This is a genomic window from Microbacterium sp. EF45047, from assembly GCF_028472845.1.
Taxonomy (GTDB): domain Bacteria; phylum Actinomycetota; class Actinomycetes; order Actinomycetales; family Microbacteriaceae; genus Microbacterium; species Microbacterium neungamense.
This window is the reverse complement of the sequence record NZ_CP069429.1, coordinates 2432565-2458985: the sequence shown is the minus strand read 5'-3', so window position 1 is coordinate 2458985 and position 26421 is coordinate 2432565. Positions and strand designations below refer to the sequence as shown.

The 26421-nt window shown below is 72.5% G+C and carries 25 protein-coding genes, 1 tRNA gene and 2 pseudogenes; 10 read left to right on the top strand and 18 right to left on the bottom strand.

What is annotated here, in order from left to right; genetic code table 11:
• Positions 1 to 8: 8 nt before the first annotated feature.
• Positions 9 to 413 carry a hypothetical protein gene (locus JRG78_RS12045; protein WP_259606889.1) on the bottom strand — a complete coding sequence of 135 codons (405 nt, stop codon included), beginning with the start codon at positions 411 to 413 and terminating at the stop codon, positions 9 to 11.
• Positions 410 to 1084 carry an NAD(P)-dependent oxidoreductase gene (locus tag JRG78_RS12040; protein ID WP_259606888.1) on the bottom strand — a complete coding sequence of 225 codons (675 nt, stop codon included), beginning with the start codon at positions 1082 to 1084 and terminating at the stop codon, positions 410 to 412. The genes JRG78_RS12045 and JRG78_RS12040 overlap by 4 nt, the downstream gene beginning before the upstream one ends.
• A gap of 103 nt (positions 1085 to 1187) precedes the next feature.
• Between JRG78_RS12040 and JRG78_RS12035 the strand changes: the two genes are divergently transcribed.
• Positions 1188 to 1745: a PadR family transcriptional regulator gene (locus JRG78_RS12035; protein ID WP_259606887.1), complete on the top strand. Its 558-nt coding sequence runs from the start codon at positions 1188 to 1190 to the stop codon at positions 1743 to 1745.
• Between the two features lie 34 nt (positions 1746 to 1779).
• On the opposite strand, the gene JRG78_RS12030 is transcribed toward JRG78_RS12035, so the two are convergent.
• The gene (locus JRG78_RS12030; protein ID WP_259606886.1) at positions 1780 to 2772 is read right to left on the bottom strand and encodes a hypothetical protein; all 993 of its coding nucleotides are present in this window, start codon (positions 2770 to 2772) and stop codon (positions 1780 to 1782) included.
• Positions 2773 to 2797: 25 nt separating this feature from the next.
• Positions 2798 to 4465, bottom strand: coding sequence for an HsdM family class I SAM-dependent methyltransferase (locus JRG78_RS12025; RefSeq protein WP_259606885.1), 1668 nt, complete (start codon positions 4463 to 4465; stop codon positions 2798 to 2800).
• A gap of 138 nt (positions 4466 to 4603) precedes the next feature.
• On the opposite strand from JRG78_RS12025, the gene cmtR reads away from it, so the two are divergent.
• Together cmtR and JRG78_RS12015 are read left to right on the top strand one after the other, a co-directional pair.
• Complete coding sequence (cmtR, locus tag JRG78_RS12020; RefSeq protein WP_259606884.1) at positions 4604 to 4954, top strand: Cd(II)/Pb(II)-sensing metalloregulatory transcriptional regulator CmtR; 351 nt, start codon at positions 4604 to 4606, stop codon at positions 4952 to 4954.
• Complete coding sequence (locus tag JRG78_RS12015) at positions 4951 to 5553, top strand: cation transporter (protein ID WP_259606883.1); 603 nt, start codon at positions 4951 to 4953, stop codon at positions 5551 to 5553. The genes cmtR and JRG78_RS12015 overlap by 4 nt, the downstream gene beginning before the upstream one ends.
• Before the next feature lie 70 nt (positions 5554 to 5623).
• Here JRG78_RS12015 and JRG78_RS12010 read toward each other — a convergent pair.
• Positions 5624 to 5697: transfer RNA gene (locus tag JRG78_RS12010), tRNA-Gly, on the bottom strand.
• A gap of 136 nt (positions 5698 to 5833) precedes the next feature.
• Between JRG78_RS12010 and dcd the strand changes: the two genes are divergently transcribed.
• The 4 genes and pseudogenes from dcd (at position 5834) to JRG78_RS12640 (ending at position 9641) form a co-directional block, all read left to right on the top strand.
• Positions 5834 to 6439, top strand: a complete 606-nt coding sequence (gene dcd / locus JRG78_RS12005) for a dCTP deaminase (RefSeq protein WP_259606882.1) — start codon at positions 5834 to 5836, stop codon at positions 6437 to 6439.
• 87 nt (positions 6440 to 6526) lie between these two features.
• Positions 6527 to 7834, top strand: coding sequence for an MFS transporter (locus JRG78_RS12000; protein WP_259606881.1), 1308 nt, complete (start codon positions 6527 to 6529; stop codon positions 7832 to 7834).
• A 27-nt stretch (positions 7835 to 7861) separates the two neighbouring features.
• Positions 7862 to 9031 (top strand): annotated as a pseudogene (locus JRG78_RS11995) (beta-galactosidase); the annotation flags it as partial.
• Between the two features lie 112 nt (positions 9032 to 9143).
• On the top strand, positions 9144 to 9641 hold the full coding sequence (locus tag JRG78_RS12640; protein ID WP_336297714.1) for a hypothetical protein: 498 nt from the start codon (positions 9144 to 9146) through the stop codon (positions 9639 to 9641).
• On the opposite strand, the gene JRG78_RS11990 is transcribed toward JRG78_RS12640, so the two are convergent.
• Complete coding sequence (locus tag JRG78_RS11990) at positions 9628 to 11043, bottom strand: MFS transporter (protein WP_272653427.1); 1416 nt, start codon at positions 11041 to 11043, stop codon at positions 9628 to 9630. The two genes, JRG78_RS12640 and JRG78_RS11990, sit on opposite strands and share 14 nt — an antisense overlap.
• Before the next feature lie 215 nt (positions 11044 to 11258).
• Here JRG78_RS11990 and JRG78_RS11985 point away from each other — a divergent pair.
• Positions 11259 to 12063 (top strand): annotated as a pseudogene (locus JRG78_RS11985) (arginase family protein).
• 45 nt (positions 12064 to 12108) lie between these two features.
• Here the strand turns inward: JRG78_RS11985 and JRG78_RS11980 are convergent.
• From JRG78_RS11980 to JRG78_RS11925, 12 genes are all read right to left on the bottom strand, one after another.
• Entirely contained in the window at positions 12109 to 13029 is a 921-nt protein-coding gene (locus tag JRG78_RS11980) for an NAD(P)/FAD-dependent oxidoreductase (protein WP_259606878.1), read from the bottom strand.
• The gene (gene fdxA, locus JRG78_RS11975) at positions 13022 to 13351 is read right to left on the bottom strand and encodes a ferredoxin (protein ID WP_259606877.1); all 330 of its coding nucleotides are present in this window, start codon (positions 13349 to 13351) and stop codon (positions 13022 to 13024) included. Before fdxA ends, JRG78_RS11980 begins: the two co-directional genes overlap by 8 nt.
• On the bottom strand, positions 13348 to 14754 hold the full coding sequence (locus JRG78_RS11970; RefSeq protein ID WP_259606876.1) for an FAD-dependent oxidoreductase: 1407 nt from the start codon (positions 14752 to 14754) through the stop codon (positions 13348 to 13350). Before JRG78_RS11970 ends, fdxA begins: the two co-directional genes overlap by 4 nt.
• A gap of 34 nt (positions 14755 to 14788) precedes the next feature.
• On the bottom strand, positions 14789 to 15727 hold the full coding sequence (gene cobA, locus JRG78_RS11965) for a uroporphyrinogen-III C-methyltransferase (protein WP_259606875.1): 939 nt from the start codon (positions 15725 to 15727) through the stop codon (positions 14789 to 14791).
• Positions 15724 to 16638, bottom strand: coding sequence for an ABC transporter permease (locus JRG78_RS11960; RefSeq protein WP_259606874.1), 915 nt, complete (start codon positions 16636 to 16638; stop codon positions 15724 to 15726). The genes cobA and JRG78_RS11960 overlap by 4 nt, the downstream gene beginning before the upstream one ends.
• Positions 16628 to 17386 (bottom strand): ABC transporter ATP-binding protein, encoded by a 759-nt coding sequence (locus tag JRG78_RS11955; RefSeq protein ID WP_432806454.1) that lies wholly within the window; start codon positions 17384 to 17386, stop codon positions 16628 to 16630. Before JRG78_RS11955 ends, JRG78_RS11960 begins: the two co-directional genes overlap by 11 nt.
• An 80-nt stretch (positions 17387 to 17466) precedes the next feature.
• The gene (locus tag JRG78_RS11950) at positions 17467 to 18528 is read right to left on the bottom strand and encodes an ABC transporter substrate-binding protein (protein WP_259606873.1); all 1062 of its coding nucleotides are present in this window, start codon (positions 18526 to 18528) and stop codon (positions 17467 to 17469) included.
• Positions 18529 to 18586: 58 nt separating this feature from the next.
• Positions 18587 to 19891, bottom strand: coding sequence for a sulfate adenylyltransferase subunit 1 (locus tag JRG78_RS11945; protein WP_272653426.1), 1305 nt, complete (start codon positions 19889 to 19891; stop codon positions 18587 to 18589).
• Positions 19891 to 20805, bottom strand: coding sequence for a sulfate adenylyltransferase subunit CysD (gene cysD, locus JRG78_RS11940; protein ID WP_259608211.1), 915 nt, complete (start codon positions 20803 to 20805; stop codon positions 19891 to 19893). The genes JRG78_RS11945 and cysD overlap by 1 nt, the downstream gene beginning before the upstream one ends.
• A gap of 125 nt (positions 20806 to 20930) precedes the next feature.
• Complete coding sequence (locus JRG78_RS11935; RefSeq protein ID WP_259606871.1) at positions 20931 to 21647, bottom strand: phosphoadenylyl-sulfate reductase; 717 nt, start codon at positions 21645 to 21647, stop codon at positions 20931 to 20933.
• Positions 21644 to 23386, bottom strand: coding sequence for a nitrite/sulfite reductase (locus JRG78_RS11930; RefSeq protein WP_259606870.1), 1743 nt, complete (start codon positions 23384 to 23386; stop codon positions 21644 to 21646). Before JRG78_RS11930 ends, JRG78_RS11935 begins: the two co-directional genes overlap by 4 nt.
• Positions 23387 to 23570: 184 nt before the next feature.
• Entirely contained in the window at positions 23571 to 24278 is a 708-nt protein-coding gene (locus JRG78_RS11925) for a sirohydrochlorin chelatase (protein ID WP_259606869.1), read from the bottom strand.
• 119 nt (positions 24279 to 24397) lie between these two features.
• On the opposite strand from JRG78_RS11925, the gene JRG78_RS11920 reads away from it, so the two are divergent.
• Positions 24398 to 25840, top strand: a complete 1443-nt coding sequence (locus JRG78_RS11920; protein WP_272653425.1) for a DUF222 domain-containing protein — start codon at positions 24398 to 24400, stop codon at positions 25838 to 25840.
• Positions 25841 to 25956: 116 nt separating this feature from the next.
• The gene (locus tag JRG78_RS11915; RefSeq protein ID WP_259606867.1) at positions 25957 to 26418 is read left to right on the top strand and encodes a DUF3817 domain-containing protein; all 462 of its coding nucleotides are present in this window, start codon (positions 25957 to 25959) and stop codon (positions 26416 to 26418) included.
• Positions 26419 to 26421 lie beyond the last annotated feature (3 nt).

Sequence of the window (26421 nt, the reverse complement as noted above, 5' to 3'; positions counted from 1 at the left end):
CTCAGGCCTCAGCCGAGATCCCTCGCCGCGCTCCTCAGCTTCCGCAGAAGGAGCGCGGCGAGGACCGTGGACGCCGCCAGCTGGTACCCCAGCCACACCGCCCCGACGAGCCCGCCGCGATCCTCTCCGGCGAGCCACCACGCAGCGAGCGAGGCGATGACCAAGCCGGCGTCGTAGGTCGCGAGGAACCGGCTGTGTCCGCGCAGGCGTGCCGCGCGCATCGCGAAGCCGATCTCCACGATGCCGCTGCCCGCGATCACCAGCGCCGTGAGGAGCGCCAGCGGCGGGTCCGCGTGCAGCAGCGTGCTCGCCGGCGCGATCAGCACCGTCAGTGCCACGGCGACGGCGAGCTTGAACACGCCGTCCGCTGCGAACCCGAACGCGAGAAGCCGCTCGCGCCCCGACCGGCTCATGCCGCGGCCGTCGCGTTCCTGGCCGGAATCGGCCTGCGAGGACGGCTGACGAGCCCGAATGCGCGTCCACCCAGGTCCGACCGCGTCGCCACGTCGAGCAGAGCCGCGGCCAGGTCGGCGCGATGGACGCGTCCGATGCCGTTTATCTCGGGAAACAGCTCGTAGCGGGTGCGCGGCTTGTCGACGAGGTAACCGGGGCGCAGCACCGTCCACTCGATGTCGTCGCCGGATGCCTGCAGCACCTGCTCCATCGCCTCGAGGTCGCTGTAGATGTTCGGGCCGGAGCGCCGCACGAGCGGGCGCACGATCCCGCGGAACCACCACGGCTCGCCCGCACCCGAACGCAGGACGGGGGATGCCGAGGTGGCGACGATCCGCGAGACGCCCTGGCGGCGCATGGCGCCGAGGAGATTGGTCACGCCACCCGCGCACACCGGTGCGGTGTCGTCGTACGAGCGCTTGCCGAGGGTGGAGATCACGACATCCGTGCCTTCGGGCAGCCGCACGGCGTGGTCGGCCACGACGTCGGCGCGGAGCACGCGGATGCCGGGGCCGGGTGCCCACGAGCTGGCAGGGCGGACCAGGGCGGTGACCTCGTGCCCGGCCGCATGCGCCTGCGCGGTCAGAAGACGGCCGGTCGCGCCGGATGCTCCGGCGATCACGATGTGCATGCTGCGGTCCTCCCCGCTCGCGAGCTAGTACAACTTGACTAGACCCTAAAACGAGGGGAGCTGCTAGTCAAACTGGACTAGTCTGGGGCGGGGAGGAGGAGTCATGACGGCGACGAGGCTGCTGATCCTGGGGGCGGTGCGGCAGCGCGGCAGCGCGCACGGCTACCAGGTGCGCCGCGACCTGGAGTCCTGGGCGGTGCACCGCTGGGGCAGCGTCGAGCGCGGCTCGATCTATCACGGCCTGCGCAAGCTGCGCGACGAGGGCCTGCTGGCGGAGGTCGCCCCGAGCGCGCCCGCGGCCGGGCCGGCGAAGACCGAGTACGCACTGACCCCCGCCGGCGAGAAGGCGTTCCTCCAGCTGCTGGAACGGGCGCTGGGCGGGGCGGACGACGACTTCTCCGCCACCATGGCGGGCATCGGCTTCATGCCGGCTCTCGCGCGCTCGCGGGTGATCGAGCTCCTGACCGAACGCCTGGCCGCCCACGAGCGGCAGCGGGCGCAGATCGCGGACGAGCTCGCCCGTCACCAGGGAGAGGACTGGGAGCATCACATCGAGGCGGTGAAGCTGTGGGCGCACACCGTCGACAGCGCCGCCCGGTGGGTGCGCGAGCTCATCGCACGACTGGAGAGCGGGGCGTACCGGATGGCCGGCGAGGCCTGACCGAGGCGCCCTGCAGCACAATGCCGGGCGGAGCCTAGCCGAGGGCTGCCGGGGTGCGCCGGCGCTGCCGCGCCGCTTTGTGGAGGTTGACAGGCGTCGCGTCGAGCACGCGGTCGACCATCGATTCGAGGAATCGGCTCGGCGTGAGGTGGAGCGGCATCGCATCGTGGCGTATCCGCACAGGAGGCAGAGCGGCGAGGTCGCGCTCGACATCTGGGGCCGGTACGTCCAGAACGTCCTCCTCGGCATCCGGGTCCTCGACCAGTCCGGCGGCGATGAGCGGGTTCTCGGGGTCTTCTCCCGTTTCGGTGGGGACCACGAGATCGTCGTCATATTCGATCATGATGAGGCACGTCGCATGGTACGCATCGTCCTCGCGCCCTAGCTTGGCGAGCAGATCGACCAGCCATTCGGCCGTTTCGGGCTCCTTCTCAAGGATGTCCGAGCGCAGGCCGAACACGAATCCGAGGGCCGCCAGCGGATGGCGCAGCCGCAGGTTCTTGGCATCCCCGTAGGACTCCTCGACCCGATTCGCCGCGTTCTTGCCATACGACGAGTCCATGCGCTTCGTGGATATCAGCAGCTCGGGTCCCGTCGCCCAGTCGGTCATGATGACGTCGACCTGCTTGAAGTAGTTCTTACCGAGGATGCTGGCGCTCGCCGCGGTGACTCCCGGAACCGTCGCCTTCTTGGCAAGCCGTGCGTCCAACATCACCCGCTCTTTGCCTCGTAGTGCGCGACGTAGGTTGGCCACAGGCGCCGGAAGGATGCGCGGGTGGATCGGACGGGGCCAGACAGCGTCCTCGTCGAAACCAGCGCGGCGCAGTTCGTAGCTGATCCACACGTCCAGCGCGAGGGCGGGAACGCCCGTGCGCGTATCCGCCCCGAGATAGAGCGGCACCCCGAGCAGCCGGCTCAGGGTTTCGTAGTCGGGGCCGTATCGCAGCGTCCCCTCATCGTCTCGGTACCAGGGATTCGAGTGTTCACCGGCCGGGGCCGCATCCGCGACAATCCGGTCGAAGAGCACCCACGCTCTCTCCTTCGCGCTCGGTTCACCGGGCACGCTGCCCCCTCGCTGTCCGTCGCCTGGCCATCTCGATGCGTGCGTCCCGAACCAGTGCGAGCCGCTCGCCTGCCATCACGCCCGGGTCCTCGAGAAGCACTTCATCGACCTGGTGCACGGCGTCGAGAAGGCGTCCCTGTCGGAGCAGCCTCCCGATCGCCGGCCTGATCTCGCGCAGCCGCTCTGCGCGGGAGCGCACTAGTGCCGGGCTCGGCATCAGCCATCGGTCCGCTTCCCGGGGCTCGATCTTCAGAATCCCACCGCCGTACGCGCGCCCGACCAGCTCGGCGTGCAACACGGTCACGGAGTTCAGGCTTGCGAGCGGAAGGAGCTCGACACCGAGATCACGATGCTGGTCCGCGAGGTACACGCCGTGCACCGAGTTCAAGTGGTGGGCTCGGGCTGTATTCGTCGTCAACCGAGGCGTGTCGGCGTTCATGCACGTGAGGAGCAGGTCGGCAGGTGGGACGAGCGGGACCTTGTACCACGGCTTTCTCACGCGGCACTTGTACGCGGTGTCGACACCGGTGCGGTGCCCGCTTTCGATATACGCCGCCGCAGCGGAGCTCAAGGTCTCTCCCGGGGCGAACAGCAGCGTTGAGGATCCGTCCGCCCCGAGCCGAGTCAGCATCCCCGTCGTCAGTGAGAGACCGCGGAGGTGCGCGCTGCCTGGAGGGGACAGCCGAACAAGTTCCTCCTGAGCGAGCCCCAGCTCTGCCGCCCGCGCGGGTGACATCGTGAAGAAGCGGTTGTTGCCGGTGACGATGCCGAGGGTGGTGTCGCCCCACGTCTCAAGGTCGCGGAAGGCTCCGTCGTCCGCGAGGGAGATCAGGGAGTCGGCCGCGGCTGCGGTGATGAGGCTGCTCGTCCACTTGGCGGAAGGGTCCATGGGTTGCCACTTCGACCCACGGTCGAGGAGAGGCAAGGTCTCGGCGTTCCTTGTCTGCCGGATCGTCGCATGTGTGGCCGGGCCAAGACCGAAGCCATCGGCGAGGAGCAGCACGACGTCGGCCTCGGCCTCGGGGAAGACCTGCTCATCGAAAAGGACGAGGGTGACGTCGGCGAAACTGTCGAACAAAAACCGGCGCACCGGGGCCGCATAGTTGACCGAGAGCAACTCCGCGGGAAGCACGAGGCCGAGCCGACCGCCGGGGCGCAAGAACTGCGCGCCGTGTACCGTGAACGCCGCCCAACTCGACGCGAGGCCGGTGAGCGGAACGCCCGCGCGGAGAGCAGCTGCGCGCGCGCGCATCCGGGACTCGCCGGAGAAGTCCTGATATCTGATGTACGGCGGGTTGCCGATCACCGCGTCATAGGTCGGTAGTGGTTCGACGCAGAAGAAGTCGTCGTGCTGAATCGCCGGTATGCCTCCGGCTTCCATCACCCGCCGCCGGGCAACCTCCGCGCTGTGAGCATGGATCTCGACGCCGTCGACTCGGGGCGCGATCTGCGGGGAATCCGCCAGGGAGTGAAGGCGCTTCACGGCCGCGATGAGAAACGCTGCATCTCCAGCAGAAGGTTCCATCACTCGGTCGGAGGCATCCCGCAGTGCCCACCCGGCGATGAACTCCGTGATCTCGGAGGGGGTGAAGAACGCCCCGCGCGCCTTTCGCAGCTCCGCCGTATCTGCAAGCTGTTCGGGGGTCACGGACGTCACGTCTCCATTCTCGCTTCTCACGGGCGCCATCACTGGCAGACAGGCGGAAGTGACGCCCGTTGGATTGCTCGGTGTGGACGATTCTCGTGGCAGCCACCGACATCGCCAATAGTACAGCCAATGATGTATTATCTGTTCATGCCCGCCATGACCGCCGCCGACGTGATGATCCGGCTCGGCCGCGCCATGTCCGACCGCACGCGCTCCCGCATCCTGCTCGAGCTCCTCGAGGGCGGCCGGTACCCGGCCGACCTCGCCGAGGAGCTCGGCCTCACCCGGCAGAACGTCTCGAACCACCTGTCGTGCCTGCGCGGCTGCGGTCTCGTCGTCGCCGAACCCCGAGGCCGGCGGACCCGTTATGAGGTCGCGGACCCGCACCTCGCCGCGGCCATCCGCGAGCTGCTGCGTGTCACCGTCGCGGTCGCGGAGAACGAGACGTGCTGCGACGGGGCCTGCGACGTCCTCGGATGCTGCGCGGGAGCGGAGTGACCGCCGGGACGGCGGCGCGGCGGGCGCTGCTGTATCGCCGGATCCGTCTCATCGTCGGCATCACGATCGGATACAACGTGCTCGAAGCGGTCGTGGCGCTCGCCGCGGGGAGCGCGGCGTCCTCGGCCGCGGCGGTCGCCTGGCAGTTCACGCGCCGCGACCCGGGGCGCTGGGAGAAGCCGGTGCTGAGGATCATCGCAATCGCGTTCTTCGCGCTCGCCGCCTGGGTCGCCGTGAGCGCCGCGCTCACGCTCGCCGGGTGGTGGGTGGAGCCGGAGCATTCGCCGCTCGGCATCGCGATCGCCACGGTGAGCGTGCTCGTCACGCCGTTCCTGTCTTGGTGGGAGCGCGTCACCGGGCGGGAGGCGGAATCGGCGACGGCGGTCGCCGACTCGAAGCAGGCTCTCATCTGCACGTACCTGAGCGCGGCGCTTCTCGTCGGGCTGGTGCTGCACGCGGGGCTGGGCTGGTGGTGGGCGGACTCGCTCGCCGCGCTCGTCATCGCTGGCTTCGCGGTGCGTGAGGGCGTGGAGGCCTGGAGCGGGGACACGTGTGCCACCTCGGTCGGAATGCTGATGGAGGGCGACGATCACGAGTGACGGCGGGGCCACGGAAGGCGCCGGATGCCGAAGATCGCCCGGCGTGTGGTGGCGGGGCGCTCTTCGCGTGTGGAGGGGCTGACGGGAATCGAACCCGCGCTGTCTGCTTGGGAAGCAGAAGTTCTGCCATTGAACTACAGCCCCGGAGCCTTGCGGCGTCTGGCCAGCATAACAAACCTCGCGGTCGCACCGCGCCGACGCGCGGACCGGTCCGCCCCTCGCCCGCCGTCCGCCGTCACGCGGCCCGGTCCGCCCTCCCGCCGCCCGTTAGGCTGATCCCGTGCTTCTCAGCGATCGCGACATCAGAGCAGAGCTCGCGTCAGGCCGCATCGGCCTCGACCCGCACGACCCGCAGATGGTCCAGCCGTCCAGCGTCGACGTCCGGCTCGACCGCTACTTCCGTCTCTTCGACAACCACAAGTACCCGTTCATCGATCCGTCCGAGGACCAGCCCGAGCTCACCCGGCTGATCGAGGTGTCGCCCGACGAGCCGTTCATCCTGCACCCGGGCGAGTTCGCCCTCGGCGCGACCTTCGAGCGGGTGACCCTCGCCGACGACATCGCCGCCCGCCTGGAGGGCAAGTCGTCGCTGGGCCGCCTCGGCCTGATCACCCACTCCACGGCCGGGTTTATCGATCCGGGATTCACCGGCCACGTCACGCTCGAGCTCGCCAACGTCGCGACGCTCCCGATCAAGCTGTGGCCGGGCATGAAGATCGGACAGCTCTGCTTCTTCCGGCTCACCTCGCCCGCGGAGAACCCGTACGGCTCCGGTCCGTACGGCAACCGCTACCAGGGGCAGCGCGGGCCCACGGCATCCCGGTCCTTCCACAACTTCCACCGCACCGACGTCGGTGTCACCGACGCGGGGTCCGTCGGCGGCTGAACCGCCGCGCGGGGCTTCCGGACGATCCGTCGGATGCCGCGGACGGACGGTCGGGCATCCGCCCCGCCGCCGGGCGAGGCTGGAAGCATGACCACGACCGCACCCCTGCCCGTCGCATCCGCCGCCCCGCCCCGCCTGCGCTACGGCGCGCTGCTCGCCATGATGACGATGAGCTTCCTGCTCGTCACCGCGGAGTTCCTGCCCAACGGCGTGCTCACCGAGATCGCCGCCGAGCTGCGGGTGACGCCGGGCCAGGCCGGGCAGATGGTGACCGTGACCGCCCTCGTCGGCCTGTTCGTCGCCCCCACGATCGGGCTCGCGCTGCCGCGCCTGGACCGCCGCGCGCTGCTGGTGTGGATGGCCGCGGCCGCGGCGGCGTCCAACGCGATCGTCGCCATCGCCCCCACCCTGCCGCTCCTGCTGCTCGCGCGCGTCCTCCTCGGCGCCGCCCTCTCCGGCTTCTGGGCGATGTCGATCACGGTCGCCGCCCGGATCGCAGGCCCCGAGCGGCTCGGCCGCGCGGTGATGTTCACCTCCGCCGGGACGTCGCTGGCGACCGTCGCCGGCGTGCCGATCGGCGTCATGCTCAGCGCCGTCATCGACTGGCGGGGCGTGTTCGCCCTCGCGGCCCTCGCCACCGGCCTGCTCGCCGTGGCGCTGCGCCTGTTGCTGCCGTCGGTCCCGGCCGAGAACGTCGCCCGCCTCTCGGTGCTGCTCGACACGCTGCGCCGCCCGGGCATCGCCCTCGGCGTCGCGGGTCACGTGCTCGTGGTGCTCGGCCACTTCCTCGCCTACACCTACATCCGCCTCGCGCTGGAGCGGGTGCAGGCCGACGGGCAGGCCGTGGACGCGGGCAGGATCGTGCTGCTGCTCGCCCTGTTCGGCATCGGCGGCTTCCACTCCCGGCCGGGGTCGGCATGGACGGCGTCGAGGACGCGGTCCAGGAAGGGGTCGCCGGCGCGATGCGGCCAGCCCTCGGGGGCGCAGCCGATCGTCGACCAGGCGCGGATCAGGGACTGCAGCAGCGTGGTGGCCATCATCCGGCAGATGACGAGGTCGCCCTCCCGCTTCGGGCAGTCTCCCTCGCGGTCGGCGCCCATGTGCTGGGCGAGGGCCGCGGCGGCCGGCTCGAGTCGGTCGAAGCCCTGGATCCATGCCGCCGTCGGCAGCAGCCCGGCGACCTCGGCGGAGCGCTCGTCCAGATCGAGTTCGGAGAGCAGGATGCCCGACCCGGCCGGCAGCAGCAGGGCGAGCGGCTCGCGGGAGAGCAGCGCGTCGCCGGCGCGGAGCTCGTCCGGCAGGCGCGGATGCGAGAGCGGGCGCACCACCCCGTCGAGCACGTACACGAGGCTGAGCCGGGCGGGGTCGAGGGCGATCAGCTCATCGGTACTGTGAGCGCAAACACTCGCCGCTCGGAGCCCCATGTCCCCTTCTGCCGCACCGTCCCTCACCTGGCGTGACGGCGGGCTCCTCCGGGACGGCCGCCCGCACCGCATCCTCTCCGGGGCCGTGCACTACTTCCGCATCCACCCCGGCCAGTGGGAGGACCGGCTGCGCCGCCTCGCCGCGATGGGAGCGAACACGGTCGACACCTACGTCGCCTGGAACTTCCACGAGCGGGTCGAGGGCAGGCCCGACTTCACCGGCTGGCGCGACGTGGAGCGGTTCATCCGCATCGCGGGCGCGGTGGGGCTGGACGTGTTCCTCCGCCCGAGCCCGTACATCTGCGCGGAGTGGTCCAACGGCGGCATCCCGTTCTGGCTGAGCGGGCGCACGCGGGCGCTCCGCACCAGCGATCCGGTCTTCCTCGCCGCGGTGGACGCCTGGTACGACGTGCTGATCCCGCGGCTCGCGCCGCTACAGGCCGCGCACGGCGGTCCCATCCGGTTGGTGCAGGTGGAGAACGAGTACGGCTCCTTCGGCAGCGACGGCGCCTATCTCGCGCATCTGCGCGACGGCACCGGCGTGCCGAAGGCCGTGGAGCTGCGCCGCGACGGCGAGGCGCTGATGTGCAGCGAGCTGTGGGGCGGCTGGTTCGACCACTGGGGGGAGAAGCACCACGTCCGCTCGGCTGCGAGCATGATCGGCACCGTGCAGGAGCTGCTGGACGCCGGCGGCTCGGTCAGCCTGTACATGGCGCACGGCGGGACGAACTTCGGCTTGTGGAACGGCGCCAACCACGACGGCGTGCTGCAGCCGACGGTCACCAGCTACGACTCCGACGCGCCGATCGGCGAGGACGGCACGCTGAACGACAAGTTCCACGCGCTGCGCGCGGCGTTCGCGCCGTTCCACGACGGCGACCTGCCGCCGATCCCGGATGCCCCGCGCCGCCGGCGCGCGGCATCCGCCCCCCTGCGTCCCGTCGCCTCGCTGCCGGAGATCCTGCGGGCGCTGCCGGTGCGGGCCGTCGCGCCGGTGCCGCTCAGCTTCGAGGAGCTCGGCGCCGAGGACGGTCTCGTCGCCTACGAAGCCGACGTCTCGTATCCGGCGGATGCCGTGCTCGGCGTGCTCGGGCTGCGCGACCGGGCCACCGTCCTGCTCGACGGGGTGCGGCTCGGCACCCTTGAGCACGACGGCTCGCACGAGCTGCGGATGCCCGAGGCCGGCGGCTCCGGGCGCCTGACGATCCTGGTGGAGAGCCTCGGCCGGGATCAACTACGGGCCGCTGACCGGGGAGCGCAAGGGCATCCTGCAGGGCGTCGTGATCGGACGGCGGTACGTGCACGGCTGGACGCACGCGTGCTCACGGGACGGGCGGACGCCGAGCCTGTCGAAGCGCCGGCCGACCCTTCGACAGGCTCAGGGTCCGCGCTGGGGGGCTCAGGGTCCGCGCTGGGGGGCTTCAGAGTCCGCGCTGGGGGGCTCAGAGTCCGCGCTGGGGGGCTCAGAGTCCGCGCTGGGGGGCTCAGAGTCCGCGCTGGGGGGCTCAGGGTCCGCGGTGGCCTCCTTCGACATCGACGAGCCGCTCGACGCGTGGCTCGCCTTCCCCGGCGGCGCGAAGGGCATGGTCTGGCTGAACGGCTTCCTGCTCGGTCGCTACTGGGAGCGCGGGCCGCAGGAGACGCTGTACCCTCCCGCCCCGCTGTGGCGGGAGGGCCGCAACGACCTCGTCGTGCTCGACACCGACCGGCTCGGAGCCGCGGTCGAGATCCGTGAGGAGCCGTCGTTCGGCGAGGCCGAGGAGTTCATCGGGTCCTGAGGGCTCCGCCGGGCCGGCGCTCGCGCAGCGGCAGGAGCAGCAGCAGGCCGGCCAGCAGCACCAGCACGATGCCGAGGATGCCGAAGGCGGTGCGACCGGTGAGCAGGATGAACAGGCTCCACGCCCCGGACGCCATCCAGCTCGCCGCCCGGCCCGTGGTGGCGTACAGCCCGAAGATCTCGCCCTCGCGTCCGGCGGGGGTCACCCGGGCCAGGAACGACCGCGCGGCGGACTGCGCCGGGCCGACGAAGGCGCACAGGATGAGCCCGCCGATCCAGAACACCGTCTTGCCGGCATCCGTGAGCAGGAAGACCGCGAGCCCCGCCGCCACCATGGCGGTGAGCGACCACACGATCACGCGCTTGGGCCCGAAACGGTCGTCGAAGCGGCCCGCGATGATCGTGGAGACGCCGGCGATGAGGTTGGCGGCGATCCCGAAGAACACCAGGTCGAGGAAGCCGAAGCCGAACACCGCGGCGGCGATCACGGCGCCGAACGCGAACACGCCGCCGAGGCCGTCGCGGAAGACGGCGCTGGCGAGCAGGAACCAGAACGTCGGCCGGGTGACCGGATTGCGGTACAGCCCGATGACGTCCTTCACCAGCAGCCCGTACGAGGCGAAGAAGCCGACCCGCCGCTCCGGCCGGCCGAGCGACGGCTCAGGGACGTTGAGGAAGATCGGGATGGAGAACACCACGGTCCACAGCGCGCAGCCGAGCGCGATGATGCGGAACGGCAGCCCGCCCTCCTCGCTGATCCCGAACCAGTCGAACACGGAGAACACCACGACGATGACCAGCGCGAGGATGCCGCCGAGGTAGCCGAAGCCCCACCCGAGGCCCGAGATCCGGCCGACCGTCCGCGGGGTGGCGATGCCGATCAGCATCGCGTTCGAGTTGACCGCCGCGATCTCGCCGAACACGCTCGCGGCCGAGATCAGGGCGACCCCGAGCCAGAACAGCGACGGCGACGGCTCGACGAACCAGAGGCCGGCGGTGCAGAGCACCAGCGCCCCGGTGCCGATGCCGAGCCAGAGCTTCTGCCGCCCCGCGGCATCCGCCCGCTGCCCGAGCACGGGTGCGACGAGCAGGATCGCCAGCCCCGCGATCGTCGAGCCCAGCCCGAGACCCGAGGTGAGGTCGGCGATGCCCGCCTCCCGGGCCGGGTCGTCCTCGGCTAGGCCCTGCAGCGACGCCGGCAGGAACCGGTCGGTCGTGAGGTACAGCGCCGTGAAGATGAAGGTGAGGATCACCGTGTTGAACGGCTGGGTGGCCCAGTCCCACAGCGCCCACGAGTAGATCTGCTTCCGCGAGGGCGGCTCGTCCCCGCGCAGCTCCAGGCCGATCACGCCGACGGCGCCGCTGCTCGCCGTGGCGTCAGGGGGCGGAGGATCATCGCTCATGCTCGCAGTCTGGCGCTCCCCGGTGAACGGGAGGTGGCGGCGCGCCGTCCGCGGGCGTGCCCGGCAGGTGCCCAGTAGGGTCGTTCCATGCCGAGGACGCACACGGTCGTACTGGTCGAGGGGCGCAGCGATCGCCAGGCCCTCGACGTGGCCGCGCGCCGCCTCGGCGCGCCGCTGGATCCGGATGCCGGGTCGTCGGTGGGCCCGGATGCCGGGTGGGCCGGCGGTCCGGATGCCGCGTGGCCGGCCGATCCGGATGCGGCGCTGCGCGCCGCGGGGTTCTTCGGTGCCGACCGGGACCTGGAGGACGAGGCGATCCGCGCCGCCGGCCCCGAGCTCGTGCTGTCGGTGCTGGAGCGGACCGGCGACGGCTGCTGCGCCCGTACAACCCGGCCCAGGACGTGTCGCCCTTCGCGATCGCGCAGGTGGTGGATGCCGGTGACATCCCGGCCAACCCGTTCAACCTCACCGAAGCCGTCGACGGCATCGAGAAGGCCGCGAAGGAGCTGAGCGAGAAGGTGCAGCGGATCGTGACGATCGGCGGCGATCACGCACGGCACGCCGTTCCGCCGCGCGAGCGAGGAGGGGCTGATCGACCTCACCGCGAGCTGCCACGTCGGCACCCGCGGTCCGCTCTACTCCAAGCAGGACCTGGAGGACGACGAGCGGCTCGGCTTCTCGATCGTCTCCAGCGAGTACATCGAGGAGCACGGCGTGGAGGCCGGCATCGACCGCATCCGCACGCGCATCGGCGACAAGCCGCTGTACATCTCGATCGACATCGACGTGCTCGACCCCGCGCACGCGCCGGGCACCGGCACGCCCGAGGCCGGCGGGCTCACCAGCCGGGAGCTGCTGCGCATCCTGCGCGCGCTCACCGACCGGAACGTGGTCGGCGCGGACGTCGTGGAGGTAGCACCACCCTACGACCACGCCCAGATGACCGGCATCGCCGCGAGCCACGTCGTGTACGAGCTCGTCACCCTCCTCGCCGCCCAGGTCGCCGCCACCGGTCGTTGAGCGAGCGGAGCGAGACGAAACGCCACCCGTCGTTGACGTCACCTGTCAGTGGGCGGTTGCGACGCCGATCGTGTCGTGCACGATCACGGCCGCCACGCGCGCCCCGGCGCCCGCGGCGACGATGAGCTGCTGCGGGCCGGGGGAGGCCACATCGCCCGCGGCGTACAGCCCGGGCACGTCGGTGCGCCCCGACCGGTCGGTGTGCAGGTGCCCGTGCGCGTCGCGGGCGGGGGCGATCCCGTCCAGGAACGACAGGTCGGCATCCCACTCCGGCCGCACGAACCCGCCATCCACCGCGTACCGCGTCCCATCGGCGACACGGATGCCTTCCAGCCGCCCGCGGTCTCCCTCCAGCTCGGCGATCGGCGAGCGCACCACGGCGACGCCGGCGGTCGCGAGCTCCGCCTCCTCCGTGGTCGTGACGGCGTCCGAGCCGTGCGTGAACACGGTGAGGCTCTCGGTCCAGCGCGCGATCAGCCGGGCGCGGTCGGCGAGATCGGCCGACTCGCCGATCAGCGCCAGCCGGCGGCCGCGCAGCTCCCAGGCGTCGCAGGCGGCGCAGCTGAACAGGCTCATGCCGTAGTAGCCGCGCAGGTTCGGCACATCGGGAAGGGTCTCCCGCAGCCCGGTGGCGAGCAGCACGGTGCGGGCGGTCACCGTCTCGGTGGCCTCGCGGCGCCCGATGCCGGCGGCGAATCCGGCATCCGTCGCCCGCAGGTCGGCGACCCGCACCCGCGAGCGGATCTCGACGTTCGGGTACGCGGCGAGCTCCTCCCGGGCGATGCGGCGCAGCTCGAACGGCGGCACCCCGTCGCGGGTGAGGAACCCGTGCGAGTTGAGCGTGGCGGCGTTGCGCGGCCGGTCGGCGTCCACCACGAGCACCCGGGCCAGGGACCGGCCCAGGTTCAGCGCCGCCGACAGCCCGGCCGGCCCGCCGCCGACGATGAGGACGTCGTACTCAGTCATGGCCGCCGTCCTGCGCTGGCAGGGCCGCGACCAGTGGGTGGTCGCGCGGGATGACGCCGACCTTCGCGGCGCCGCCGGGGGAGCCGATCTCGTCGAAGAACTCCACGTTCGCGGTGTAGTAGTCCTGCCACTCCTCGGGCAGGTCGTCCTCGTAGTAGATCGCCTCCACCGGGCAGACCGGCTCGCAGGCCCCGCAGTCGACGCACTCGTCGGGGTGGATGTACAGCGAGCGCTCCCCCTCGTAGATGCAGTCGACGGGGCACTCGTCGATGCAGGCACGATCCTTCACATCGACGCACGGCAGCGCGATCACGTAGGTCACGGGGTCAGCACCTCCGCGCGCGAGATCGCGACCTGCTCCTCCCGCGGCACGACCTTGACCCGCTCGCGGGTGTGCACGTGCGTCTCGCCGAGGGCGCGCTCGTGCGCATCCAGTGCCAGCCAGCCGTCCCACGTGGTGACCTCGACCCCGCGGGCTTCCAGCACCGCGGCGATGTCCTCGGCCTCGGCCGGGGCGTCCAGCCGCCCGGCGGCGGCGTCGGCGACGAGGTGCGCGATGGTCTCGGTGGCGTCCGACTTGGTGTGACCGATCAGGCCCACCGGGCCGCGCTTGATCCAGCCGGTGGCGTACAGCCCCGGGATGGCGGCGCCGTCGGCATCCGTCACCCTGCCCTCCTCGTTGGGCACCACGCCGCGGCGCGCGTCGAAGGGCGCGCCGAGCACCTCCGAGCCGAAGTATCCGACCGCGCGGTAGACCGCATGCACCGGGTACTCGCGGAACTCGCCGGTGCCGGCGATGCCGCCGGTGCCGTCCGGCGCGGTGCGCTCGAAGCGGATGCCCTCGACGCGGCCGTCGCCGGTGATCTCCACCGGCGCGTGCCAGAAGTGCAGGTGCAGCCGCCGCGACGCCCCGATCGCGGGCCGGGTGCGCCACGTGTTGAGGGTGCGCAGCATCACCTTGAGCTGGTTGTTGGGGGCGGATGCCGGGTCGACGCCTTCGAAGTCCTCGTCGTGCAGCACGATGTCGAGGTCGCGCACCTCGCCCAGCTCGCGCAGCTCGATCGGGGTGAACTTGATGTCCGCCGGGCCCCGGCGGCCGAACACGTGCACGTCGGTGACGGCCGAGGCCTCGAGGCCTGCCAGGACGTTGTCGGGCACCTCGGTGCTGCGCAGATCCTCCGCCTGCTTGGCGAGCACGCGCGCGACGTCGAGGGCCACGTTGCCGTTGCCGATCACCGCGACCTCGCGGGCGTCCAGCGGCCAGGTGCGCGGCACGTCGGGGTGCCCGTCGTACCAGGCCACGAAGTCCGCCGCCCCGTAGGAGCCGGGCAGGTCGACCCCGGGGATGTCCAGGGCGGCGTCGCGGATCGCGCCGGTGGCGAGGATCACCGCGTGATAGCGGCCGCGCAGCTCGTCCAGGGCGACGTCGCGCCCGACCTCGACGTTGCCGAGGAAGCGGATGCCGCGGCGCCCGGCCCCCTCGGTCCGCGCGTCGAGCATCTCGTGCAGCGAGGTGACGATGCCCTTGATGCGCGGGTGGTCGGGGGCGACGCCATAGCGGATCAGCCCGTACGGCGCGGGCAGCGAGTCGAACAGGTCGATCTCGACGCCGCTGAGGTCAGGGCCGGCGGATCCGGCGGCGACGGCGGCGGTGAGGATGTTCCCGGCGTAGATGCCGGCGGGACCGGCGCCGACGATCGCGACGCGCAGCGGGTGAGAGGTCATGACGGGGCCTTTCGGGTGGACGGTTCGCGCGGGGTCAACGGGTGCGCGAGGTGGTGCTGTCGGCGAGTCCGGCGTCGACGGCCAGGCCGGCGTCGAACGCCGCGACGATGCGGGTCACCAGGGCTTGCAGTTCGGGGGTCGACACGCCGGATGCCGGATGCTGCGGGGCATCCCGTCCGACACGTGGCGTGTCGACCCCCGAAGTGTTCGGGGCCGCGTCCCCGGCGGCGGTGGTGCCGAGGCCGGCGGGGGCGTGCGGGCTGAGCCGGACGACGTCGCCGACGACGATCACGGCCGGGTTGCGCACCCGGCGGGCCGCGGCGACCCGGGCGATGTCGCCGAGGGTGGCGACGGTGACGCGCTCGCGGTCGCCGTACCCGTCCTCGACGATCGCGACCGGGCATCCGGTGCCGCGCTCGCCGAGCGAGAGCACGTGCGCGGCGTGCGCGAGCGTGCCCACCCCCATCAGCAGCACCACGGTGTGGTCGCGGCCGCCGGGCAGCTCCTCGAGCGGATCGTGCGCGCTGGCGACTGTGAACGCCGCCGCGACGCCGCGGTGCGTGAGCGGGATGCCGGCCACCGCTGGCACCGACACGGCGCTGGTCACCCCGGGGACGACCTCGACCGGCACGCCCTCGGCCTGGCAGTACAGCTGCTCCTCGCGGCCGCGGCCGAACACGAACGGGTCGCCGCCCTTGAGGCGGACGACCGCCTTGCCCTCGCGGGCGTACCGGACCAGCAGGGCGTTGATGCGCTCCTGCGGCACCGGGTGGTGGCCCGGATGCTTGCCGACGTCGACGATCTCGGCGCGCAGCCGCTCGCCCTCGGCGGCGAGCTGGTCGAGCACGGCGCGGGCGCCGAGCCTGTCGGCGACGATGACGTCGGCGGCGCGCAGCGCGCGCAGGCCGCGGAGGGTGAGCAGGCCGGCGTCGCCGGGGCCGGCGCCGACCAGGGTGACGGTTCCGGTGGTCATGAGGTTCCTTCCGTGAGCAGCCCGCGGCGGCGCAGCAGTCGCCGCTCCAGCGGCCCGAACAGGACGAGTTCGATGAGGATGCCGATCGCGAGGATCAGCAGGATCGTGGCGAGGACGCCGGCGAGGTCGGCGAGTTCGCGCGACTGCTGCAGCATCGAGCCGAGGCCGAAGCCGATCGTGCCGCCGAAGGCGATGATCTCCGCCGCCATCAGGGAGCGCCACGCGAACGCCCAGCCCTGCTTGATGCCGGCGAGGTATCCGGGCATGGCCGCGGGCAGCACGATCTCGGTGGCCAGCTGCCACCGCGAGGCGCCGAGGACGGTGCCGACGCGGCGCAGCTGGGGCGGCACCTGGTCGATGCCGGAGAGCAGCCCGTTCACGATCGACGGGATCGCGCCCATCAGGATGACGAAGTAGACCGTCGCGTCGGTCAGGCCGAACCAGATGATCGCGGCGGGAACCCATGCCACGGAGGGCAGCACCTGCAGTCCGGAGATCAGGGGACCCGCGGCCCGCCGCAGCGGTCGCGACTCGGCCAGCAGCATCCCCAGCGGGGTGCCGACGAGGATGGCGATCGCGAAGCCGAGGATCCCGCGCTCGAGGCTGGTGAGCACCGCCTCCTGCAGCCGCCCCTGCGCCCACGCGTCGCCGATCGCCGCGGCGACGTCGAGCGGGCCGGGGGCGAGGTCGGGGCGCGGCTGCGCGATGACGACGTACGCCTGCCAGGCGGCCAGCAGGGTCAGCAGCAGCAGGACCGGCGGGAGCGTCTTCGACAGCACCTCGCGCCAGGGGGAGCGGCGCCGGGACTCCTCGGACTGCAGACGGTCCAGGCCCGCGGCGAGCGTCTGCAGCTCGTCCTCGGGAGCGGGGCGGAGGTCGACGTCGCCGGGGGTGCGGAGGTCAGTGGGCATTGCGGCGGATCTCCTTCCGCAGCTCGGCGGTGATCTCGGTCGCGAGCGCCGACACCTCCGGGGACTCGATCCGGCGCGGGCCCGTGCTGGACACCCGCCACTCGCCGGCGATCCGGCCGGGCCGGCTGGAGAGCAGGACGACCCGCTGGCCGAGGCGCGCCGCCTCGCGCACGTTGTGGGTGACGAACACGATGGTGCGGCCGGTGGCCCGCCACACCCGCTCCAGCTCCTCGTGCAGCAGGTCGCGGGTGATGGCGTCCAGGGCCGCGAACGGCTCGTCCATCAGCAGCACCGAGCGCTCCTGCGCGAGTGCCCGGGCCAGGGCGACGCGCTGCCGCATCCCCCCGGAGAGCTCGTGCGGGCGCTTGTCGGCGGCGTCGGCGAGGTTCACGGTGGCCAGCAGCCGGCGCGCCTCGACGCGGCGCTCGCCGCGGGGCATCCCGCGCAGCCGCAGGGCGAGCTCGACGTTGCGGGCGGCGCTCAGCCACGGCATCAGCGCGGCCTCCTGGAACATCACCGCGGCCCCGCCGTCGGGGGTGACGATGCTGCCGGAGGTGACCGGCTCCAGGCCGGCGATGAGGTTCAGCAGCGTCGATTTGCCGCATCCGGATGCCCCGAGCAGGCACAGGAACTCGCCGGGTGCGATGTCGAGCGAGATGTCGTCGAGCACGAGCGGCCCGGAGCCGTAGCGCTTGGACACGTGGTCGATGCGGACGGCCGGCGGAACCGGCTCCGCGGGCGGGCGCAACGGGGTGACGCCGTCGAAGCTCGGGGCGAGCGGGGCCGTGGCGCCGATGGTCCGCTCCACCGTGAGGGTGGGCTCGGCGGTCACGGTTCCGCCCTCCCGAGCCCGGCGTCGTCCACCGGCTCCGCGCCGGACTCCTCGAGCAGCCGGTTCAGGATCGACAGGTCGAACAGCCCCTCGATCGAGCCGTCCTTCTGCGTGCCGGCGGCGACGCCGTCGGCGACGAGCTCCTCGAACGCGGCGGCGTGCGGGTCGGCCGTGAACGCGACGTTCTCCAGGGCGCGCGCGAGCACGGGTTCGGCGAGGGCCTTGCCGGTCGCCTGGTCCAGCGCCGCGTTGATGGCACCGCCCAGCTCGTCCGGGTGCTCCTCGATCCAGTCCAGGGCGGCGAGGTGGCCCTGCAGCAGCTTCTCCACGGCATCCGGATGCTGCTGCGCGAAGTCCGCGCGCACGAGCAGCACCGTGGTCGGGAACTCGCCATCCGGCCACAGCTCGCGCTCGTCGACCAGCACGTGCGCGCCGGCATCGACGACCAGGCGCGACGCCCACGGCTCCGGCAGCCAGGCGCCGTCGACGTCGCCGGACTGGAAGAGGGTCAGCGTCTGGGCGTTCTCGGTCGGGACGATCGCCACATCGCCGCCGCCGGAGGTCGAGGTCTCGAAGCCCTCGTCCGCCAGCCAGGCGCGCAGCGCCACGTCCTGCGTGTTGCCGAGCTGCGGGGTGGCGAGGGTCGCTCCCTCCAGGTCCTCGGGGGTGTCGATGCCCTCGCGGACGACGAGCGCCGCACCACCGGATGCCGCGCCGGCGACGATCACGGCGGACTTCCCGCGGGACTGGATGTAGGTGTTGATCGCCGGGCTCGGGCCGATGTAGGCGGCGTCGATCGCGCCCGCGGAGAGCGCCTCGACGGCGGCCGGCCCGGCGTTGAAGATCTGCGTCTCCAGGTCGATCCCGCCCAGGGCGTCCTCGAACAGGTCCTCCTCGACGCCGACGAGCGCCGGCGCGTGGGTGAGGTTGGCGAAGTAGCCGAGGCGCAGCGCGGCCGCCTCCTCCTGCGGTTCGGCGGATGCCGACTGGCAGCCGGCCAGCATGGCGGCGGCCACTCCCAGGATGGTGATGGTCGCGGTCGTACGGACGGTGTTCACTGTCGCCTCCTTCGCAGGGTCGGGTGTTGCGGGTCGGTGTCGGATGCCCGGGGCCGGTTCAGCCCAGGGACGTGATGGTCGCGGCGGCGAGCGTGGCGCCGTCGCCGAGGTGGATGAGCAGCAGCGCGCCGCCGTCGCGGTCGTCGGCGTAGCGCTGCAGCGGGAGCTCGGCGGCGAAGCGCAGGCGCACCCGGCCGATGTCGTTCACGCGCAGCTCGGAGGTGGGCTGGTGGGCCAGGGTCTCCAGGTCGCGGCTGGAGGTGACCTCGCTCACCAGCGCGCGGACGGTGGCGGTGCCGTGCTTGACCAGCACCTCGTCGCCGGGGATGAGCGGGCGGGGGTCGAGGTGGAAGATCTCCGCCTCCGCCTGCCGGTAGCCGGTGAGCCCGGTGCCGGCCGCCGCGATCACGGACCCGCGGGCGGCGTCGATCTCGTCCGCGAGGGTGAGCGCGACGGACTGCGCAGCGTGCGCCTCATCGCTCTCGCGCCCGGCGACGCGGATGCCGGTGACCGTCGTCTCGTGCCCGCCGGGGAAGACCTCGACGCGGTCGCCGACGCGCACCGAGCCCGAGGACACCCGGCCGGTGAAGCCGCGGTAGTCGCGCAGCGCCTCGGCATCCTCTCCCGGCGCGAGCCCGCCCTGGGGCCGGATCACGGACTGCACCGGCAGGCGGAACCGTCCGCGCACGTCGTCGATCTCGGACTCGGCGGGCAGCGTCTCCAGCAGCTCCAGCAGAGCGGGCCCGTCGTACCACGGGGTGCGGTCGGATGCCGCGGCGACGTTGTCGCCCTGCAGCGCCGACACCGGGACGACGTGCGCCGCCGGGATGCCGAGCTCCCGGGCCACGGCCCGGGCATCCGCCTCCACGGCACGGAACACCCGCTCGTCGAAGCCGACGAGGTCGATCTTGTTCACGGCGAGGATGACGTGCGGCACACGCAGCAGCGAGGCGACGGCGAGGTGCCGGCGCGTCTGCTCGAGCACGCCCTTGCGGACGTCGACGAGCACCAAGACGGCGTCCGCGGTCGCCGCCCCGGTGACCATGTTCCGGGTGTACTGCACGTGGCCGGGGCAGTCGGCGAGGATGAAGGTGCGCCGGTCTGTGGCGAGGTAGCGGTAGGCGACGTCGATCGTGATGCCCTGCTCGCGCTCGGCGCGCAGGCCGTCGGTGAGCAGCGCGAAGTCGAACTCGCCGTGCGCGAAGCCGCGCTCGGCCGAGGTGCGAGCGACCTGCTCCAGCTGGTCGGCGAGGATCGCCTTCGCGTCGTGCAGCAGGCGGCCCACCAGGGTCGACTTGCCGTCGTCCACGGAGCCGGCCGTCGCGAACCGGAACAGGATGCCCTCGAGGGTGGTCGTCGTCATCAGAAGTACCCGTCCTTCTTCCGGTCCTCCATGGCGGCCTCGCTGATCCGGTCGTCGGCGCGCGTCGCGCCGCGCTCGGTGAGCGTCGACCGGGCGACCTCCGCCACCACGGCGTCGACGTCCGCGGCATCCGATTCCACGGCGCCGGTGCAGCTCATGTCGCCGACCGTGCGGTAGCGCACCACGCGGCGCTCGACCTGCTCGCCGGCGCGCGGCGCGCTGTACGGGCCGACCGCCCACCACATGCCGTCCCGGCGGAACACCTCGCGCTCGTGGGCGAAGTACAGCGGCGGCAGCGGGATGCGCTCGCGGGCGATGTAGCGCCACACGTCCAGCTCGGTCCAGTTCGAGATCGGGAAGGCGCGCACGTGCTGACCGGGCAGGTGGCGGCCGTTGTACAGGCTCCACAGCTCCGGGCGCTGGTTGCGCGGATCCCACTGCCCGAACTCGTCGCGCAGCGACAGGATGCGCTCCTTGGCGCGGGCCTTGTCCTCGTCGCGGCGGGCGCCGCCGAACACGGCGTCGTGCCGACCGCGCGCGATCGCGTCGAGCAGCGGCCGCGTCTGCAGCACGTTGCGGGTGCCGTCGGGACGCTCGGTGAGCCGGCCGTCGTCGATCCAGTCCTGCACTGAGGCGACCTCGAGGCGCAGGCCGAGCCGGGCGACGGTCTCGTCGCGGAACGCGATCACCTCCGGGAAGTTGTGGCCGGTGTCGACGTGCAGCACCGGGAACGGGATGCGGCCGGGTGCGAACGCCCGCGCGGCGAGGTGCAGCACGACGACGGAGTCCTTGCCGCCGGAGAACAGCAGCACCGGCCGCTCGAACTCGGCGACCACCTCGCGGATGATGTGGATGGCCTCCGCCTCGAGCAGGTCCAGCGTGCTCAGGTGCGCTCCCTCGCCGAGGGCGGGCACGTCCGGGACCCGGCCGAGGTGCGCCGTCGACGACACCGGCCGCCCCTCCCGGTCGTTGAGCGAGGACGGCGCAGCCGACCGGGACGAAACACTCTCTGACGAAACGGTCTGTGCAGTGCTGAAAGTCATACGTGGAGTCCGCATTCGGTCTTGGCGAGTCCGGCCCAGCGGCCGGAGCGGGGGTCGTCGCCGGGGGCGACGGGGCGGGTGCAGGGTGCGCACCCGATGGACGGGTAGCCGTTCGCGACGAGCGGGTTCACCACGACCTCGTGCGCCGTGGCGTAGCCGATCAGATCGTCGAAGGTCCAGGCGGCGACGGGGTTGACCTTGACCAGACCGTTGCGCTCGTCGAAGGTCACCAGCGGCGTGGCGGCCCGGGTGGGCGCCTCCTCGCGGCGCACCCCGGTGAACCACACCTCGCAGTCGCCGAGCGCCCGCTGCAGCGGCTCCACCTTGCGGCGGGCGCAGCACAGGCCCGGGTCGCGGGCGAACAGGTCGCGGCCGAACTCGGCGTCCTGCTCCGCCACGGTCTGCGCCGGCTTCACGTCGACGATCCGCACGTCCAGGGTGCGGGCGACCTCGTGCCGGGTGAAGATGGTCTCGGCGAAGTGGTACCCGGTGTCGAGGAAGAGCACGTCGACGCCCGGCAGCTGCTCGGCGACGAGGTGCGGCAGCGCGGCATCCGCCATCGAGCATGCGACCGCGACGGCGCGCACGTCGAAGTTCTCCGCGACCCACGCCACGACCTCGGCGGGAGAGGCCTCGTCGGAGGCCCCGCTGCGCAGCGCTTGCGCGCCCTCGGCGGCCAGGGCGCGCAGTGTGTCGGCGTCCCGCCGGCTCATCGCACGGCCTCCTGCTCGGGCGCGGCCTGGAGCGCCTCCTCATCAGCTCTGTGCGCCCAGTGCGCGAAGGTCTCGCCCTCCTCGCGGTCGGCGAGGTAGCGGCGGATGATCCGCTCGGCGTAGTCGGCGATGCCGTCCGCCTCGACCTTGAGCCCGCGGACGGTGCGGCCGAGCCCGGCATCCGGGCGGTCCGGCGAGGCGAGCCCGCCGCCGAGGTGCACCTGGAAGCCGGGCACCTGCTCGCCGGCGGCGTTGGTGATCAGCTGGCCCTTCAGCCCGATGTCGGCGATCTGGATGCGGGCGCACGAGTTCGGGCATCCGTTCACGTGCAGGGTGATCGGCTGGCCGATCTCCGGCTCCAGCGCGCCCAGGCGCTCCTCGAGCCGGGCCACGGCATCCGCGGCGTTCGCCTTCGTCTCGACGATCGCGAGCTTGCAGTACTCGATGCCGGTGCACGCGATCGTGCCGCGGCGGAACAGGCTGGGGCGCGCCGACAGGCCGAGCGCGTCCAGGCCCGCCACGAGCGACTCCACCCGGTCCTCGGCGACGTCGAGCACGAGCAGCTTCTGGAACGGGGTGGTGCGGATGCGGGTGGAGCCGTGCGCCTCGGCGAGATCCGCGAGGGCGGTGAGGATGCTGCCGGAGACCCGGCCGACGACCGGGGCGGCGCCGACGTAGAAGCGCCCGTCCTTCTGCCGGTGCACGCCGACGTGGTCGCCCTGGCCGAGCGGCCGCGGTGCGGCGGGGCCGTCGGGCAGCGGGGCGTCCAGGTACTCGGTCTCGAGCACCTCGCGGAAGCGCTCCACGCCCCAGTCCGCGAGGAGGAACTTCAGACGGGCCTTGTTGCGCAGCCGGCGGTACCCGTAGTCGCGGAAGACGCGGGTGACGCCGTGCCACACCTCGGCGACGCGCGCCGGCGGCACGAAGGCGCCGAGCCGCTCGCCCAGGCGGGGCACCGTGGAGAGCGCGCCGCCGACCCACAGGTCGTAGCCGATGCCCAGCTCGGGGTGCTCGACGGCGACGAACGCGCAGTCGTTGATCTCGTGCACGACGTCCTGGCTGGGGTGGCCGGTGATGGCGGTCTTGTACTTGCGGGGCAGGTTCGCCAGCGACTCGTCGCCGAGGAAGCGCTCGGCGATCTCGGCGATCTGCGGCGTCGGATCGATGAGCTCGTCGGCGGCGATGCCCGCGACGGGGGAGCCGAGGATCACGCGCGGTACGTCGCCGCACGCCTCGGTGGTGCTCAGGCCCACGGCTTCGAGCCGCCGCCAGATCTCGGGGACGTCTTCGACCGGCACCCAGTGCAGCTGGACGTTCTGCCGGTCGGTGAGGTCGGCGGAGTCGCGGGCGAACTCGGTGGAGATCCCGCCGATGACGCGCAGCTGCTCGGTGGTGAGCTGGCCGCCGTCGATGCGCACCCGCAGCATGAAGTACTCGTCCTCGAGCTCATGCGGCTCGAGCTGGGCGGTGCGGCCGCCGTCGATGCCGGGCTTGCGCTGCGTGTACAGGCCCCACCAGCGGAACCGGCCGTGCAGGTCGGTGGGGTCGATGGACGAGAAGCCGCCCTTGGCGTAGATCGTCTCGATCCGCTCGCGGACGTTGAGGCCGTTGTCGGCGAGCTTGAACTCCTCGTTCGCGTTCAGCGGCTCGGTGCCGTCGACCTTCCACTGCCCGTGCGGCTTGGTGGGGACGCGCGCAGTGCGGGTGCGGGCGCCGCGGGTCGTCGCTTCCAGGGTCATCGGGGGTCTCGCTCTCGTGAAGGTGTGAACACGGTAAGGAGACTCGGGCGCCGGATGCGAGGACATGACGAACACCCGGAAACGGGAGGTCACAGTTCGTCACGGAGGGGCTCTCGCTCAGCAACGTGCGGTTACATAGCCGTGACTGCGTCTGCCCGCCGCTCGAAGTGGAGGAGCCGGTCGATCAGCCCAGGGAGGCGGCGGCGTCGCGGTAGCGGGAGAGGACCAGGTCGACCAGCGCGGCCGGCGGTTCGGCCGCGTCGAGCAGGGGCTCGGTGACGACGGATGCGCCCGCCTGGCGGACGGCGAGGTCGTGGAAGTAGCCGTGCGCGAGCAGGTACGCCGCGACGACGGCATCCGGATGCTGTGCGGCGACCGTGTCGAGCCGCGGCTCGCGCGCGGCCAGGTACGCGGTCTCGACCGGGCGGCCGAGCCGGGCGGCGAGCAGGCCCGCCATCGCGAGGGCGTCCGTCTCGGATGCGGGGTCGCGCGATCCGGCGACGGCGAGGATCACCGGGGTGTCCGGGCTGCCGGAGGCGCCGGACGCTGTGCCGAGCGCGCCGCCGGCCTGCGCGAGCCGCTCGGCGAGCACGTCCGCGAGGCGGGGGTCGGGGCCGAGCGGCGGGGCGATCGCGAGGTCGTCGCGGGCGAGCCCGCCGATGTCGACGTTGACGTGGAAGCCGCTGGACAGCAGCAGCGGCACGATCACGACCGGGCCGTCGATCGCGGCGAGGGCGGTGGCCGCCTCCGGCTGCTGCACGTCCACGAACGCCTCGTGCACGGCGACGCCGGGCAGCTCCTCCGCGACGCGGGCGACGAGGCGGGCGACCGCAGCCGCGCCGTCGACGTCGGCGGTCCCGTGCGAGACGGCGAGCAGAGCGGGTGTCGTCATGTCGGGTGAGCCTAGCGGCGCCGCGTTACCGGCGTGTGTCGCGCGTCCTCGCGTGACGGCGGGCGGACTCCGCATCGTGGCTTTGTTCGAATGTCGGTGGCTCGTGGTTCACTGAGAATATGACAAACGCACTGATGGACGCCAGTGACGCGCAGGTCGCCGCCCTGGATTCCATCGTGTCCTCGCTGCGTCAGACCGACGCCACGCTGAGCAGCGTGCTCGCGGTGCGCGACGGCATGCTCGCGCTGGCCTCCCGTCTTGCGCTGACCGTCGCCGAGCAGGGCGGGCATCCGGATCACGGCGACCTGACCCTGCGCACGGTGGCGGCCGAGATCGGGGCGGCGCAGCGGGTGAGCGATCGCACGGTGCAGCGCTGGATGGCGGATGCCGAATGGCTGGTGACCCGGTTCCCGCAGGTGTGGGCCGCGCAGGGCGCGGGCCGGATCAGCGCGGGTCACGCCCGTGTGATCGTGGAAGCGGGGAGCCATCTCGAGGATCCCGCCGAGCGCGCCGCCTACGCCGAGAGCGTGCTCGCGATCGCCGAACAGGAATCGCCGAACCGTCTCCGCCCGATGGCGCGACGGCTCGCGGAGCGGTATCAGCCGCTGCCGATCGACGAGCGTCACCGCAGGGCGCGCAAGAAGTGCGGCGTCTGGCTGGACGATCTCGAGGACGGCAACTCCAAGATCACCGCGATCACCTCATCGGCACTCGCGCACGGCATGTTCGACCGGCTCAGCGAGATGGCGACCGAGCTCAAGAACCACAACGCCCAGGCCGCCGCGGAGGCGCGCGCCGCCGGTGCGCGGGTCGTGCCGGCGTCGGATGCCGCGGCCCGGCAGGCGGCGGGGTCGTCGGCGTTCGGGTCGGCGGCGGATGGCGCGGTGTTCGTCGCGGACGACCGCACGGTCGCCCAGCTGCGCGCCGACCTCCTCGCCGACCTCGTGCTGAGCGGTGTGCCCACGGGTCACGACACCGAGGACGGCCTGCTCGCCCGGATCGTCCCGCACGTCCAGGTGACCGTCCCGATCCTCACCCTGATGGGCTTGGATCGCGCGGGCGTGCCGCTGCCGCCGGCCGAGCTCGACGGCGCCTGTCCGATCGACCTCGACACGGCCCGGCGCCTGGCCGGGGCGGCATCCGGCTGGGACCGCGTGCTCACGGATCCGATCACCGGCGGCGTCCTCGCCGTCGACCGGTACCGGCCGTCGACACACCTGCGCCGCTACCTGCATGCCCGGGACCAGCGCTGCCGCTTCCCCACCTGCGGGCGCAGGGCGTCGCAGTGCGACCTCGACCACAACCGCGCGGCTTCCGCCGGCGGGGCGACCTCGGCCGAGAACCTCGGCGACTTCTGCCGACGGCATCACATCCTGAAACACCACAGTCCCTGGCACGTCGAACAGCTGGGCGGCGGTGTCTTCGCCTGGACCAGCCCGACCGGCCGGCTGTACATCGATCGGCCGCCGCCGCAGAACACCGTCACCTTCCAGCCGCCCGATCCGGACCCGTCCCGCGACCTGTGGGCGTCCGTCCCGGCCGCGGAAACCGCGCCGTTCTGACCGGGGCCGCGGAACCCTTGCTTTCGGGCGGTGTCCCGCCGGACCGCCGGCGCGGGGTGCCCCCGGAGTGTGCTCTCCGGGGGCACCCGTAGGCTGGACAGGACCCGAGGAGACCGATGTTCCGCACCCCCGCCCGCCTGTTCCGCGTGCTCGCGATCGCTGAGGCGATCACCTGGAGCCTGCTGATCGCCGCACTCATCGCCCGAGCCGCCGGCCTCCCGCCGGTGCTGGTGACGATCGCCGGAGGCGTCCACGGCTTCGTCTTCCTCTCCTACGGCGCCACGGCGGTGCTCCTGGCCGTTCGTCAGCGCTGGCATCCGGGCGCCGCGATGCTCGCGATCGCGAGCGCCGTCATCCCCTACGCGACCGTCCCCGCCGAGCTGTGGCTGCACCGCACCGGCCGCCTCGACGGCGACTGGCGCCTCGACGAGACCGACGACCCCCGCGACCGCACCTGGTACGACCGCTGCATGCGCTGGCTGCTGCGACGGCCGTGGGCGCTGGCGGTGCTGATCCTCGCCGCGGTCGCCGCGCTCTTCGTCGTGCTGCTGATCCTCGGCCCGCCCGGCGGCCGCTGACCG

Bases quoted from the DNA above. Each gene is read 5' to 3' on its own strand.
- JRG78_RS12045 (WP_259606889.1), bottom strand. From the start codon at position 413: ATGAGCCGGTCGGGGCGCGAGCGGCTTCTCGCGTTCGGGTTCGCAGCG.
- JRG78_RS12040 (WP_259606888.1), bottom strand. From the start codon at position 1,084: ATGCACATCGTGATCGCCGGAGCATCCGGCGCGACCGGCCGTCTTCTG.
- JRG78_RS12035 (WP_259606887.1), top strand. From the start codon at position 1,188: ATGACGGCGACGAGGCTGCTGATCCTGGGGGCGGTGCGGCAGCGCGGC.
- cmtR (WP_259606884.1), top strand. From the start codon at position 4,604: ATGCCCGCCATGACCGCCGCCGACGTGATGATCCGGCTCGGCCGCGCC.
- JRG78_RS12000 (WP_259606881.1), top strand. From the start codon at position 6,527: ATGACCACGACCGCACCCCTGCCCGTCGCATCCGCCGCCCCGCCCCGC.
- JRG78_RS11990 (WP_272653427.1), bottom strand. From the start codon at position 11,043: ATGAGCGATGATCCTCCGCCCCCTGACGCCACGGCGAGCAGCGGCGCC.
- JRG78_RS11980 (WP_259606878.1), bottom strand. From the start codon at position 13,029: ATGACTGAGTACGACGTCCTCATCGTCGGCGGCGGGCCGGCCGGGCTG.
- JRG78_RS11970 (WP_259606876.1), bottom strand. From the start codon at position 14,754: ATGACCTCTCACCCGCTGCGCGTCGCGATCGTCGGCGCCGGTCCCGCC.
- cobA (WP_259606875.1), bottom strand. From the start codon at position 15,727: ATGACCACCGGAACCGTCACCCTGGTCGGCGCCGGCCCCGGCGACGCC.
- JRG78_RS11960 (WP_259606874.1), bottom strand. From the start codon at position 16,638: ATGCCCACTGACCTCCGCACCCCCGGCGACGTCGACCTCCGCCCCGCT.
- JRG78_RS11945 (WP_272653426.1), bottom strand. From the start codon at position 19,891: ATGACGACGACCACCCTCGAGGGCATCCTGTTCCGGTTCGCGACGGCC.
- JRG78_RS11935 (WP_259606871.1), bottom strand. From the start codon at position 21,647: ATGAGCCGGCGGGACGCCGACACACTGCGCGCCCTGGCCGCCGAGGGC.
- JRG78_RS11930 (WP_259606870.1), bottom strand. From the start codon at position 23,386: ATGACCCTGGAAGCGACGACCCGCGGCGCCCGCACCCGCACTGCGCGC.
- JRG78_RS11925 (WP_259606869.1), bottom strand. From the start codon at position 24,278: ATGACGACACCCGCTCTGCTCGCCGTCTCGCACGGGACCGCCGACGTC.
- JRG78_RS11920 (WP_272653425.1), top strand. From the start codon at position 24,398: ATGACAAACGCACTGATGGACGCCAGTGACGCGCAGGTCGCCGCCCTG.
- JRG78_RS11915 (WP_259606867.1), top strand. From the start codon at position 25,957: ATGTTCCGCACCCCCGCCCGCCTGTTCCGCGTGCTCGCGATCGCTGAG.